Origin of the sequence: Sphingomonas cremea (assembly GCF_021502585.1) — a bacterium.
Taxonomy (GTDB): Bacteria; Pseudomonadota; Alphaproteobacteria; order Sphingomonadales; family Sphingomonadaceae; genus Sphingomicrobium; species Sphingomicrobium cremea.
Genome location: NZ_JAKFGM010000002.1, coordinates 119,353 through 131,702, shown reverse-complemented (window position 1 = coordinate 131,702; position 12,350 = coordinate 119,353). Strand labels below are relative to the sequence as shown.

The following is a 12,350-nucleotide window of genomic DNA, read 5'->3' as shown; positions in this document are numbered from 1 at the left end:
TTATGAGCGTGCACACACCTGATCGACCCAGCGCCCAGTGGATGGCCGACACCGGCCCCGCTCCCGTGCGCCTGTTGCTTGCCGGTGTCGAAGGGGAAGCGAATGAGCTGGTCGGCGCCCGCGCATCCGGCTTCCCGCTGGAGCTGGTGATCGTCGACCCGTCCGCTACGGTTGATTCGTCGGTCCTGTCCGGGGCAGCGGCGGCCGTCGTCCAGGTCAATGCCGACGACAAGACATCGGTCGCCCGGTTCGAGCAATTGGCCAAGGGGCCTGTGCCGCTGATCGCCGCCGCCTATGAGCCGCCAATGGCATTGGTTCGTGCGCTGGTTCGCGCAGGGGCGCATGACGTTATTCCATTGCCGATCGACGCCGAAGAGCTGGAAACCGCACTCGACCCGATCCGCCGGATGGTGTCGGAGCAAGGCCCGCGACAACGCGCCGGTCAACACAAGATCGTCGCGGTGATCAAGAGCGAGGGCGGCGTCGGGGCGACTGCGCTTCTCGGCCAACTGGCCACCCGTTTCGCTGCAGACGAAGCAGCCGTGGGTCGCCAAGCGTGCCTGATCGACCTCGATGTGCAGTTCGGCGACGCCGCGGTTCAGCTTGGGCTTCATCCCAAACTGACATTCAGCGACTTGATCGATGCCGGAAAAAGGCTCGACGGCGGACTGATGCGATCGATCGCCGTACAAGATTCAAGCGGCCTTCACGTGATCGCAGCGCCACGCGATATCATGCCGCTGGAATCGCTTAACAGCGACCAGCTGCTGTCGATCGTCGATCTCGCCACGGACGAATTCGGGACGGTATTCATCGACTTGCCCGCCAACTGGACCAACTGGTCGCTGTCGTTGCTGGCACGGGCGGACCTCGTGCTGATGGTCACGCAATTGCGGGTGTCCAGTCTCCACCGCGCCCGGCGCCAACTTGACCTGCTGGCATCGCAGGATTTGGACCAACTCGATGTGAGGATCGTTCTCAATCGCACGGAAAAAGGCCTGTTCCGGACCCTTGGGCCCGCCGACGCGGAGCGGGTGCTGCGGCGCCCGATCGCTTTCACCGTCGCCAACGACCATCAGACGATGAGCATGGCAATCGATCGCGGCGTGCCGATTGCGGAGGTCAAGCGCAAGTGCGCGCTTGGCAAGGACATCGACACGCTTGAACAGGGCGTCACCGCCGCCCTTGGGCTGGAGCATTAGTCATGTGGCAGATCCGCAAGCCCAAGGACCAGATATCGCCTGAAGAGGTCGCGGAGCGGACCGAGCATGACCGGCGCCTGGATGCGACTGGTGACGCCGGGGCATTCACGACCGTCGATCTCCATACGGACCTGAAGGTCGAGCTTCACCAGCGCCTGCTGAGCCTAATCAACCTCAGCGCGCTCGACACTATGTCGCGGGAGCAGATTGAGGAAGAAGTCGGAGACATCGTCCTCGAGGAGCTCGACAAGCAACGCCATGCGTTGAACCATGCCGAACGGCGCCAACTGGTTGACGACGTTCTCGACGAGTTGCTCGGCCTTGGCCCGCTCGAGCCGCTGCTGAAAGACGGAACGATCACCGACATCCTGGTCAATGGCCATGACAGCGTGTTCGTCGAGCGCTTCGGCGTGCTTGAGCCGTCGCCGGTTCGCTTCAAGGATGAGAAGCATCTCATCCGGATCATCCAGAAGATCGTCTCCGCTGTCGGCCGCCGGGTCGATGAATCCGCGCCGATGGTCGATGCCCGCCTTGCCGACGGAAGCCGCGTCAATGCGGTGGTGCCGCCACTGGCGCTCGACGGCGCGCTGCTGTCCATCCGCAAATTCGCTAAGACGCCGATCAGCATGGCGCGGCTCATCGAAATCGGATCGGTTCCGTCTCAGGTCGCTGAAGTGCTGAAGGCAGTTGTCGCTGCCCGGCTCAACACGCTGATTTCGGGCGGAACGGGCTCGGGCAAGACGACCATGCTCAACGCCATGTCGGCGTTCATCGACAATCGCGAGCGGATCGTGACCATCGAAGACTCCGCTGAGCTGCAGTTGCAGCAGCCCCATGTCGCACGCCTCGAAACTCGGCCCGCGAATATTGAGGGCAAGGGTGAAATCCTTCAACGCGACCTGGTCAAGAACTCGCTGCGCATGCGGCCCGACCGGATCATCGTCGGCGAGGTTCGAGCCGGCGAAGCATTCGACATGCTGCAGGCCATGAATACCGGTCACGACGGTTCGATGACGACGGTGCACGCCAATACTCCGCGCGACGCCCTGTCACGCGTCGAGCAGATGATCGGGATGAGCGGTATCGACGTGCCGGCACGTTCAGCGCGAGCGCAAATCGCGTCGGCAATCCACGTCGTTGTCCAGGTCGCGCGTCTGAGTGACGGCCGGCGCAGGCTCGTCAGCCTGTCGGAGATCAGCGGCATGGAGGGCGACGTCATCACCATGCAGGAAATCTTCCGCTTCCGCCAAACCGGAATATCGTCGGACGGGATGGTGCAGGGCCGGTTCGAAGCCAGTGGCATCCGGCCGCGCTTCCTTGAGCAGGTAATAGCGCATGGCGTGACACTAGCGCCCGACCTATTCCGACCGGACAGGAATTTCGAAGCATGACCGGCGTCTGGCTCAAAGCAACCGCCCTGATCCTCATCTTTGCCGCAGTCGTATTCGCGGTCGAGCGGATCCTTTCGAGCATCGTCGGCCGCCGACTGGAAAGCCGGGCCATCAACCAGCGACTGGATATGATCAATCGCGGAGTGGGGCGCAGCGAAGCGATGCAATTGCTCCGCCGTCGGGCAAGCAGCCTTCCCGAAGGCCTTCCGGAAATAATCGCACGGCCGGCCATCGCCTTCGAAAAGACATTGATGGCCGCCGGCGTGTCGATGCCGACCGGCAGGCTGATGCTAACCTTGCTGATCGCTCCAGCGTTGATCTTCGTCGTCATGATCCTGTTCATGGCGATCAGTGGGGCGGCGCTTGGCGGCGGCCGAATAGTGCTTCTTGCAACCGTCGCATTCGTGATCGGCGCGGGCATCCCGATGCTCTACTTCCAGGTCCGGGCCAACCGGATGCGCAAGAAGATGCAGGACCAGTTCCCGGTGGCCCTCGACGTGTTTGTTCGCGGCCTTCGTGCCGGCCATCCGATAGCCGCGGCACTCGATTTGCTGACAGTGGAAATGCCCGACCCGATCGGCAGCCAGTTTGGGATCGTCGTCGATGAGGTGACCTATGGCGCAGACTTGCGCGATGCATTGTCGGCAATGGCGGATCGCTGGGACCTTGAGGACATGCGGATGTTTGTCGTCAGCCTTGCGGTGCAGAACGAGACGGGCGGCAACCTGGCGGAAATCCTGGAAAATCTGAGCCAGGTGATTCGCGAACGAGCGTCGATGATGCTGAAGGTCCGGGCGCTTTCGAGCGAGGGACGGATGACCGGGGCAATGCTGACCGGCTTGCCGATCGTCGCCTTCACCTTGCTGTTTCTCGGCAATCCCAGATTCTATCTCGACGTTGCCGACGATCCCGCGTTCATGCCGGGATATGTCGGGCTGTTGATTCTCTATACCATCGGATTTGTTTCGATCCGCAAAATGATCGACTTGAAGGTGTAGCGCGTCATGACCGAATTTCTTTCCAATGACGCCGCACGGATGGCCCTATTGTTCCTGCTGTTCGTGGCGGTGGTCGGGGTCACCTTCGGGCTCACGATTTCGGTAGAGGAAAGGCGCGCGGTTCGACAGCGGCTTTCCGGCGCGACCGGGCATTCGACGGAACAGGACGGCGTGGCGCCAGGCGCAGGACTTCGGGTTCACGATGCACGCGGTGCCTGGATTGCGCTGGTCACGGCGATCGAAAAAGCGGGCGTTCCACTGGTCGACACCAAGGATGCGACCCTGCGCAGCAGGCTGGTCGCTGCGGGCTATACCAAGGGTCACGCACCGCGCACCTATTCGCTCATTCGGCTATTGATGGTTATCGGCCTGCCCCTTGCGACCATCGCCTTCCTTTGGGCCAGCGGCAGTTCGCCGTCGGCAATGAAGCTCTACATCGTCGGCATGATTGCAGCAGTGGCCGGCCTCTACCTGCCGAGCTTGTGGATCCGCGCCAAGGCCGATCGGCGGCAGCGTGAGATTATTAACGGCTTCCCTGATGCCCTCGACCTGATGCTCGTCTGCGTCGAAGCCGGACTGGGATTGGAAGCGGCCTTCAGCCGTGTCGGGATGGAAATGACCCGTTCGCACCCACTGCTTGCGGAGCAATTGGGGGCCGTGGTGCTGGAGCTTCGCGCCGGGCGAAGCCAGGAAGACGCGCTTCGGCGGATGGCCGACCGCTCCGGCGCTGACGATATTCGCGCCTTTGCAACGCTTCTGATCCAATCGCACAAGCTGGGATCGAGCGTCGCGCAGACGCTGCGCGTCTACGCCTCGGAAATGCGCGAGCGCCGCCGGATGCGTGCCGAGGAAAAGGCGCACCGGCTGCCGGTGCTGCTGTCGATACCGTTGGTGTGCTGCATGTTGCCTGTGATGATTGGGGTGCTGATGCTTCCCGCCGTGATCCGTACGATCCGCGCGGTGATGCCAGCCTTGGGGAATTGATATGATCAAGCGCAGTAGCTGTCTCCTTTATGCTGTCGCCGCAGCGGGCCTTGCTTCGTGTGCTACCGGCAACGTCGAAGTTCGCTCGATCAAGCAGCCGCTTGCGGTTGGCCGCCAGCCTGCGAACTTCCGCGTCGGCGAAGGCAATGCGCAGCTGGCGTTGGGCAATGTCGGCCTGGCGGTCGAAGCCTATCGCAAGGCGCTGCGGGAGGAGCCCGATAGCGTCGACGCGATGCTCGGACTCGCTGCCTGTTACGATCGGATGGGCCGAACCGACCTGTCGCGTCGCCACTATGAAATGGCATTGGCGGTCAATCCTGCCGATACGAAAACTTACTCGCTGTTCGCCCAGTCCCTGGATGCGCAGGGACAGCGTGAGGAAGCCGCACGGGTCAAGACTGAGCTGGCGGCGCGCGTCGTCGCCCCCGAGGCGCCGCGCGAAGCGCCTGGCTCGGTTCCCGTGCTGCCGCCGCCGCCGGCGCGGAGCGTGACGGTCGCCCTCGCACCGTCGCGTCCCGCGCCGGTGGCGGTTGAGCATCCTGTTGCTCCCCTTCGCCTTGAGCGTCTGTCGATGCGAGAGGTGGCGCTGGTCACCAGGCCCGAGCCCCGCTGGGAAGCGCGAACCGTGACCCGCACCGCCACCAGCACGACGATCCGCTTCGAAAAGAAGATGCAGCCCGCCGTAACCCTGCTCAATGCAGCCCGGGTCCAAGGCCTTGCGGCTCGCACCCGCGCCTATCTGGCGGCGCGCGGCTTTGCCGCCGCAAAGATCGGCGATGCTCCTGCGGTCCGCAGGCAAAGCGTCATTCTGTTCTCAGCCCCGGATGCGGCGAGAGCCGAACGGATCGCCGCTCAGTTTGGGTTCGCGCTCGAACGGCAGGAAGGTGCCGAGGGAGGACTTACCATCCTGCTCGGCCGCGATGCGGCGCGAGAGATCGCGTCTAGGCGCACCGCATGATCCTCGGGCTGGCGCTGGCCCTGGCACTTGCCGATTCAGCCTCGCCAGCGCCGCTGCCGGAACCAGCGGCACAACAGATTTCACCGGCCATTTCACTGAGCGAAGCTGGCCACGCCATCGCGGCGGGGCGCCTAGATCAGGCCAAGGCGATGCTCGCTATCGCGGTGGCGGCAGGAGCCAAGGGCGATCCGGTCGATCGGCTGCTTGCCGACCTTGCCTTGGCGCGTGGTGAAAACGAGCAGGCGCTCAATCTCTACAAGGCGCTGCTTGGTGTGCATCCGGACGACGGGCTGTTGCTGGAACGCGGGGGCATAGCAGCGCTTCGACTGGGGCGAGCCACCGAAGCAACTGCGCTGCTCGACCGGGCGACGCGCGTGCCCGCCGCCAGCTGGCGCGCATGGAACGCGCGCGGAGCCGCCGCCGACCGCCAGGGTCGCTGGGCCGAGGCCGACGCCGCCTACGCCCGCGCCGCTGCCATCGATCCAAAGCGGGCCGAGGTCCCCAATAACCAGGGCTGGTCGCTGATGTTGCGCGGCCAATGGGCGGAGGCGCTGATCTTCTTTCAACGAGCGTCGGCGATCGACCCCGCGCTGCCGCGCCTTGCCAACAACTTGGAATTGGCGCGTGCGGCGGTCGGTGCGGACCTTCCAGCCCGGATGCGGGGCGAGAGTGACGAGGCCTATGCGGCGCGACTCAACGACGCGGGGGTGGTCGCCGCTGCGGACGGCCAAACCAAGCGAGCCGAAGCAGCCTTCGCCCAGGCGATTGAGCTGCGAAGCCGCTGGTATGCCCGGGCGGCCGAAAATCTGGCGGCGCTGGGCGTTTCTAAATGAATCTCCTCGCGTTGGCTCCTCAATGGCTGGCGATCGCGCTCTTCATGCTGCTGCTGGCCGCCGCGCTTCAGGACGGCTTGCGTCTTAAGATTAGCGATTGGATTTCGGGCGCGATCGCCATCGGAGCCTTTGCCGCGCTTGCGCTTGACGGCCCGATCATTGGTCTGTGGCAGAATTTCGCCCTGTTCGCCGCGATGCTGGCGGTCGGGACATTCGCGTTCGGCCGCGGCTGGATGGGCGGCGGCGACATAAAGCTGTTGGCGGCATCAGTGTTGTGGTTCGACCTGTCGAACGGCTGGCGCTTGCTAGTGGCTATCGCAATCGCGGGCGGCGTCGAAGCGCTTATCATCATTGGGCTGAGGCGATTGAAATGGCCTGACTCCGTCCGTGCGCGGGTCTTGATGCTTCAACCCAGAGGGGGCATTCCCTATGGGATCGCGATCGCGCTGGGCGTTGCGTTGATGGGCTGGTGGTTGCGCAATTGAGGATATTGGCCGCCGCATTTCTGTTCATTTCCGTACCACTCGCCGCCGCGCCATCGATCGTTGCTGCACGGGGGCAGTGGGCGGCCCTCAGTTCGGGGCGGACTTGCGAGGCGGCAACGCGCTCGTTGGGCGCGGTCTACAAGGATCGCCCCCCGGCCCGCGCCAGTCTGTCGTTCGATGCCGGTGGACCACGGCACGGCCAGTTCGCCGCCCGGCTGAGCCGAGTCCCGAGGGCAGGAGCCAGCGTCATGCTATACATTGGCGACACGCCGTTCCTGCTGATGACCCAGGGCGACATGGCCTGGAGTCGCGGCCCGGGGCAGGAGCAGGCGATCATCGCCAGGATGCGGGCGAGCGGCGGAATGCGGCTCGAAGCCAGAAGCCCCGGGGGCGGGCGGATCGTCGACCGCTACAGCCTCGACGGCGCGCCGCTGGCCATCGACGCGGCGGCCGCCTGCGCGGCGGCGCTGGCAAATCGCTGAGTTTTCACGTAAAGGCGCCCGCCTGCCATGAGCGCCGATACTAATTTGATGCCGATCCCCGGCCCCATCGATCCCGTGCCCGTTCCGCGCGCGGCCGTTCAACGCGCCGACGGCAAGGTCGAATTGGTCGGCCTGCCCAAGGAAGAAATTCGCGCCGCGCTGGAATCGGCCGGGCTCGATCCGAAACAGGCGAAGCTCCGCGCAAAACAGATCTGGCACTGGATCTATAATCGGGGGGTCAGCGACTTTTCGGCGATGACCGACATCGCCAAGGCGCAGCAGCCGTGGCTCGCGGAGCGGTTCACCTTGACCCGCCCGGAAGTGGTCGAGGCGCAGGTGTCGACCGACGGCACCCGCAAATGGCTGCTCCGCACTCACGACGGTCATGATTTTGAGATGGTGTTCATCCCCGACGCCGACCGCGGCACGCTCTGCGTGTCGAGCCAGGTGGGGTGCACCTTGAATTGCCGCTTCTGCCACACCGGGACGATGAAGCTGGTCCGCAATCTCGAGCCGGCGGAGATCGTCGGACAGGTTATGCTGGCTCGCGACGCGCTGGGCGAATGGCCGAGCTCGCCCGAAGGCCGCATGCTGACCAACATCGTCATGATGGGAATGGGCGAGCCGCTCTACAATTTCGACAATGTGAAGCAGGCGCTGAAGATCGTCATGGACGGCGACGGCCTCGGCCTCAGCAAGCGCCGCATCACCCTGTCGACATCGGGCGTGGTGCCGATGATGTCGCGCGCCGGCGAGGAAATCGGGGTCAACTTGGCGGTGTCTCTGCACGCGGTGACCAAGGAAGTCCGTGACGAGATCGTGCCGATCAACAAGAAGTACGGCATCGAGGAACTGCTGTCGGCCTGCGCCGCCTATCCGGGCGCCAACAACGCCCGCCGCATCACCTTCGAATATGTGATGCTGAAGGACAAGAACGACAGCGACGCTGATGCTCGGGAACTGGTCAGGCTGATCCGCCAGTACAAGCTTCCGGCAAAGGTCAATCTGATCCCGTTCAACCCCTGGCCCGGCGCGCCGTACGAATGTTCGACCGACGAGCGGATCCGCGCGTTCAGCAACATCGTCTTTGAAGCCGGAATTTCCGCCCCAATCCGCACACCACGAGGCCGCGACATCGACGCCGCCTGCGGTCAGCTGAAGACGGCGGCGGAAAAGAAGAGCCGGGCGGAGCGAGACCGGGAAGCGGCGGCTGCTTAGTAATATACGAAACGGCGCAGCAGCGCGAACGTGACCAAGGGTGTTACGAACACCATCGGAATTGTCGGCCACCAAGTGGGACCACCCAACTGCTTCACCAACATCCAGACGTGAAACTGATTGATCGCGAACGTGACTAGCGCGACGAGCAAGAAGCGGCTGGCTCGGATATGATGGCGATCCCTATCGCCATGCCCCCTGAAGCTAAACGCGCCATGCGTTATGTAGCTGACCGCGCCAAATAGGATGACCACGACGGTCAGCGATATCATCGGATCGACGCCGGCGAATTCTGCTAGGCCCCAATAGCTCGCCGCGACCGCTAAGGTGATGGCCAGCCCTGCAACGGCATAGCGCCCCATCTGCAAAACTGTTGTGCGGATCGCTGTGGGTAGCAGCCGTAAAAGCGAGTCTACCGCCTCGCTTCCGGAACTTAAGTTACTGTCCATGCCGTCACCCGGAACAAAGGCGCCAAGGGCAAAATGGTTTTGGCGGCACGCCTGATCATCATCTCGGCGGCAGCCGCCTCAATCGCATGGATATTGGTTTCGTGATAATGGCCCTCAAAGCCGGCGATCTTTCTACCCAATTTATAGAGCCGGTTTTCGGTCGGCCCGGAAAGAATCAAGGCCCCGCCCGGCGCGAGCTTCGCTACAAGTTCGGCAAGCAACTCCCGAAAGTCAGTGTTATGTTCAAGGGAGTCGATCGCGAAAATGCGGTCGTATGCGCCAACTGGCGCTTCTTGTAATGTCGTGCGCTTGGCTGCGGGCAGTTGCTTTTTCAAAAAGTCCGCAGCCGCATCCAGGCTTTCGATAAATTCATACTGCACGCCGTCCGCTAGTAGATGACCTAGCTCTCCAATCGAGGAACCAAAATCTAATACCCTCTTTGCAGGCGGGCGCACCTTCTTGGCCATGTCGGCGGCCGCGAACAGCCGTAGCCAGCTGACGTAGGCTGCGGCCGGATTCGGATGGCAATAGGATGGGACGCAGCTTTCTTCCCAAGCCTCGAAATCCTTCTGATAGCCAATCGCTTCGCGCAATAGCCGCTGCCGGTTTCTGATATGCGCGATCCTGCCCTTCATTTACGCCTCGCTTCCCGACCCGGAGTGAAAATCGTTGTTTTGTGAACCAACCGCTTGTGGATTGGCGCGTCGGGCACGGACGAAACGTCTTGCGCCAAAAAGCTCAAGACGAACTGGATGCCAACCAGCACTGGCAATGCACTCAGCATGACGGTGCCCGCGGTTGCGGGCTCTCCGGTTCTCAAGCTGTCGATCCATTGGGTCACGCCGTAGGTTGCACCCAATGCCACCAGCAACAGGCCTGTCGGCAGCACCACCGAGCCTAAGCTGAAATTCCGAAGCACATAATTGTAGAACAATCGCTTCAGGAAGTTTCGGGCATGTAGAAACGGAAAAGTGACGAGGCAGCGCCATACGTTCAGATGGCTCGTTTCGTCCTCGTATACCGTCTCCAATGGCAGCTCGATAACCTTCGCCCGGAGAATCGCCAGCCGAAACAAGAGGTCAGATTCGAAGAAATATCGCTGATGAAGCTTTTTCACCGGGATCAATCGCGCAACGTCGGCATGGATCGCGACATATCCGTTTGCGGGGTCGAACAGGTTCCAATAGCCGGTCGACAGCTTCGACAGAAAAGACAATCCGGCGTTTCCGACCAAGCGAGTCCGCGGCATAGCCAACACGCGCTCGATGTCGAAGAAACGGTTTCCCTTCACATAGTCAGCTTCGCCGTCCATAATTGGTCTGGCGAAATCATCCACGAAGGCTCCGTTCATTTGCCCGTCGCCGTCGACCTTGACGACAATTTCGGCAGAATCTTCAAGTGCTTTGGATAGCCCGTCGACGAACGCTGCGCCTACCCCGCCATTCCTGCTTCGCCGTACGCCACGGACACGTGGGTCACTCTCGGCCAATCGCGATATGACCGACCAGGTTTCATCATCACTGCAGTCGTCTACGCAGTAGATTCGCCAGACGTCGAACGGGATGCTTTCAATGACCGCCTCGATGCTCTGCTCGACATTGAAGCTAGGGATGACCACTGCGATCCGCGCTTGCTCTTCGCGCTTCATTTCGTCGGACCTCCCGGTGGCAACGGATCAACGCGAACAAACTGACGATAGCCACTAATTCGCTCGATTTCTCTATAGTGCGTCCAGATCGACCGGAACGCCGGGTCTTCCTGATAGAAAGCGAGAATATCGAACTGCTTGGGCCCGACGGTATGACGGCCGGCGTCCGTATCAATCATTACGAGATCCGGTCCTGACGCAAGATCATGGAGAATGAAATCACGTGCATGCCGTTCGATCGCTGCACGGTCTCGGTATTGCGCCGTCTTTGCCCGTATTTGAGCGACCGCGGGCAGGAACCAGTGACTGTTGGTCCGCGAAACATACCGCGCAGGCGTATAAATCGCGGCCGGGAAACTCGGATATGGATGCACCGATACGATCAGGAAACCTCCATTGTCCGCGTGGGCAGCGATCGATGATCGGATCCGATCAATTTCTAGCGCCCTGGCACCGCCTGGCCGATTGTCATTCCACCAGCCAATTACCGGGCGATGACAGACAAACGTGAGCATCGAAAGGCAAATGACTGCTAGCGTCCGAACCAGCGCGCCCCCGGAAGTCGCGAAGTTAGCAAGCAAAACGGAGGAAAAAATGCTGATGGGCAATAAATGGTATGGATAGCCCTTATGTTGGATCAGGTATGAGGCAATCACACCGAACAGCGCCGCCGAGAGAATAATTCCTGTCCCGTCGCGCCTAGCGAACGCATACGCAACAAACGGTGCGGCTGGCAGGAGATGCAGCCGGAGCGGGTCCACGACCTGTTTCCACGGTAAATCAAAAGACCAGTAAATTTCGCGGGCAAGCGGCACGGCCTGCTGCAAATAGGGCTGCTCAAAGGCAAGCAACTCGATGGCGTAAGTTGCGGCGACTAATCCCATGCCGACGTTCTCGGCGCGTAGCAGCCGTGCTTGCCGCCGACTCAATATTTGCACAAAGAGTTCGACCAGGATCGGAACCGCTGCAAAGTAAGGCTTGAGGGCCACTCCGACGCCGGCAACTATACCAATAATGAGCGCCACAAGTCCGGCCGAGCATCGTTCCGGCCCAACGCGCCGGCTGGCGAGCGCCAAATATGGCAACACGGCGATAGCCAGCAAATGCTCGCGCTGACCGAACTCGCGTGCAGGAAGAATAAGTAGCGATAGGCCAGCGACCAAGCAGAGAATGATCGTTTGGCTCCGCGATCGGCCCACCGCCAATATTAGGGCGAAACTGGCGGCTGAAATTGCCCCTGCAAGTGCGACCGCTATCCGAAAAGTCCAATCCAGCGGCACTCCCAGCCAGCTAGCGATCGCAGTCGTGGGCATAGACAAATACCACGCGAGCGGTGGATTGGGCTCAATTACGTCGATGCCCCACCTTGCTCCCTCCAATATCTCGCGAGATCCCCACAACACCCAGGCGACATCGTGATTGGGGTAAGTGCTGAGCTGCAACAGCAGCCCAGCTGCAAGGACCGGGACGAGGCATGCCAATAACCCCTTGACGCCGACCGTCGGCCGGTGACCGGGCCCAGTAGTAATGTCATCTGGCGCGAATACCGACCCTCTCCACGGGAGCCGCGATCCAGCTGCACACTTCAGAATTTCGAACTGCATTGGCCCCCTGAACCTACTCACTAACATGCTCATACAATTGGGCAATGGTGCGAACAGATCGTCACATCGTTGCGTGGCAAGATCAGCACCACTACCCA

13 protein-coding genes are annotated in these 12,350 nt (G+C 61.8%); 9 read left to right on the top strand and 4 right to left on the bottom strand.

Annotation, left to right across the window (positions count from 1 at the left end):
* Positions 1–2: 2 nt before the first annotated feature.
* From LVY65_RS07025 to rlmN, 9 genes are read left to right on the top strand one after another with little or no spacing between them, the layout of a single operon-like run.
* On the top strand, positions 3–1,202 hold the full coding sequence (locus LVY65_RS07025) for an AAA family ATPase (RefSeq protein WP_235067311.1): 1,200 nt from the start codon (positions 3–5) through the stop codon (positions 1,200–1,202).
* 2 nt (positions 1,203–1,204) lie between these two features.
* Positions 1,205–2,593 (top strand): CpaF family protein, encoded by a 1,389-nt coding sequence (locus tag LVY65_RS07020; protein ID WP_235067310.1) that lies wholly within the window; start codon positions 1,205–1,207, stop codon positions 2,591–2,593.
* Positions 2,590–3,591, top strand: a complete 1,002-nt coding sequence (locus LVY65_RS07015; protein ID WP_235067309.1) for a type II secretion system F family protein — start codon at positions 2,590–2,592, stop codon at positions 3,589–3,591. Before LVY65_RS07020 ends, LVY65_RS07015 begins: the two co-directional genes overlap by 4 nt.
* Before the next feature lie 6 nt (positions 3,592–3,597).
* The gene (locus tag LVY65_RS07010) at positions 3,598–4,575 is read left to right on the top strand and encodes a type II secretion system F family protein (protein WP_235067308.1); all 978 of its coding nucleotides are present in this window, start codon (positions 3,598–3,600) and stop codon (positions 4,573–4,575) included.
* A 1-nt stretch (position 4,576) separates the two neighbouring features.
* The gene (locus LVY65_RS07005) at positions 4,577–5,533 is read left to right on the top strand and encodes a LytR C-terminal domain-containing protein (protein ID WP_235067307.1); all 957 of its coding nucleotides are present in this window, start codon (positions 4,577–4,579) and stop codon (positions 5,531–5,533) included.
* Entirely contained in the window at positions 5,530–6,366 is an 837-nt protein-coding gene (locus LVY65_RS07000) for a tetratricopeptide repeat protein (protein WP_235067306.1), read from the top strand. The genes LVY65_RS07005 and LVY65_RS07000 overlap by 4 nt, the downstream gene beginning before the upstream one ends.
* Positions 6,363–6,851: an A24 family peptidase gene (locus LVY65_RS06995; RefSeq protein ID WP_235067305.1), complete on the top strand. Its 489-nt coding sequence runs from the start codon at positions 6,363–6,365 to the stop codon at positions 6,849–6,851. Before LVY65_RS07000 ends, LVY65_RS06995 begins: the two co-directional genes overlap by 4 nt.
* Positions 6,836–7,333 carry a hypothetical protein gene (locus LVY65_RS06990; protein WP_235067304.1) on the top strand — a complete coding sequence of 166 codons (498 nt, stop codon included), beginning with the start codon at positions 6,836–6,838 and terminating at the stop codon, positions 7,331–7,333. The genes LVY65_RS06995 and LVY65_RS06990 overlap by 16 nt, the downstream gene beginning before the upstream one ends.
* Before the next feature lie 27 nt (positions 7,334–7,360).
* Positions 7,361–8,551 carry a 23S rRNA (adenine(2503)-C(2))-methyltransferase RlmN gene (gene rlmN, locus LVY65_RS06985; RefSeq protein WP_235067303.1) on the top strand — a complete coding sequence of 397 codons (1,191 nt, stop codon included), beginning with the start codon at positions 7,361–7,363 and terminating at the stop codon, positions 8,549–8,551.
* Here the strand turns inward: rlmN and LVY65_RS06980 are convergent.
* From LVY65_RS06980 to LVY65_RS06965, 4 genes are all read right to left on the bottom strand, one after another.
* Positions 8,548–8,913, bottom strand: coding sequence for a GtrA family protein (locus LVY65_RS06980; RefSeq protein ID WP_235067302.1), 366 nt, complete (start codon positions 8,911–8,913; stop codon positions 8,548–8,550). The two genes, rlmN and LVY65_RS06980, sit on opposite strands and share 4 nt — an antisense overlap.
* Positions 8,914–8,984: 71 nt before the next feature.
* Positions 8,985–9,635, bottom strand: a complete 651-nt coding sequence (locus LVY65_RS06975; RefSeq protein ID WP_235067301.1) for a class I SAM-dependent methyltransferase — start codon at positions 9,633–9,635, stop codon at positions 8,985–8,987.
* Entirely contained in the window at positions 9,632–10,648 is a 1,017-nt protein-coding gene (locus LVY65_RS06970) for a glycosyltransferase family 2 protein (RefSeq protein ID WP_235067300.1), read from the bottom strand. The genes LVY65_RS06975 and LVY65_RS06970 overlap by 4 nt, the downstream gene beginning before the upstream one ends.
* Positions 10,645–11,853, bottom strand: a complete 1,209-nt coding sequence (locus LVY65_RS06965; protein WP_235067299.1) for a hypothetical protein — start codon at positions 11,851–11,853, stop codon at positions 10,645–10,647. The genes LVY65_RS06970 and LVY65_RS06965 overlap by 4 nt, the downstream gene beginning before the upstream one ends.
* Between the last annotated feature and the right edge of the window lie 497 nt (positions 11,854–12,350).

What these genes read in the sequence shown, in the direction of transcription:
- LVY65_RS07025 (WP_235067311.1), top strand. Translation starts at nt 3, where the DNA reads ATGAGCGTGCACACACCTGATCGACCCAGCGCCCAGTGGATGGCCGAC.
- LVY65_RS06995 (WP_235067305.1), top strand. Translation starts at nt 6,363, where the DNA reads ATGAATCTCCTCGCGTTGGCTCCTCAATGGCTGGCGATCGCGCTCTTC.
- LVY65_RS06970 (WP_235067300.1), bottom strand. Translation starts at nt 10,648, where the DNA reads ATGAAGCGCGAAGAGCAAGCGCGGATCGCAGTGGTCATCCCTAGCTTC.
- LVY65_RS07020 (WP_235067310.1), top strand. Translation starts at nt 1,205, where the DNA reads ATGTGGCAGATCCGCAAGCCCAAGGACCAGATATCGCCTGAAGAGGTC.
- LVY65_RS06980 (WP_235067302.1), bottom strand. Translation starts at nt 8,913, where the DNA reads ATGGGGCGCTATGCCGTTGCAGGGCTGGCCATCACCTTAGCGGTCGCG.
- LVY65_RS07015 (WP_235067309.1), top strand. Translation starts at nt 2,590, where the DNA reads ATGACCGGCGTCTGGCTCAAAGCAACCGCCCTGATCCTCATCTTTGCC.
- LVY65_RS07005 (WP_235067307.1), top strand. Translation starts at nt 4,577, where the DNA reads ATGATCAAGCGCAGTAGCTGTCTCCTTTATGCTGTCGCCGCAGCGGGC.
- rlmN (WP_235067303.1), top strand. Translation starts at nt 7,361, where the DNA reads ATGAGCGCCGATACTAATTTGATGCCGATCCCCGGCCCCATCGATCCC.
- LVY65_RS06975 (WP_235067301.1), bottom strand. Translation starts at nt 9,635, where the DNA reads ATGAAGGGCAGGATCGCGCATATCAGAAACCGGCAGCGGCTATTGCGC.
- LVY65_RS07010 (WP_235067308.1), top strand. Translation starts at nt 3,598, where the DNA reads ATGACCGAATTTCTTTCCAATGACGCCGCACGGATGGCCCTATTGTTC.
- LVY65_RS07000 (WP_235067306.1), top strand. Translation starts at nt 5,530, where the DNA reads ATGATCCTCGGGCTGGCGCTGGCCCTGGCACTTGCCGATTCAGCCTCG.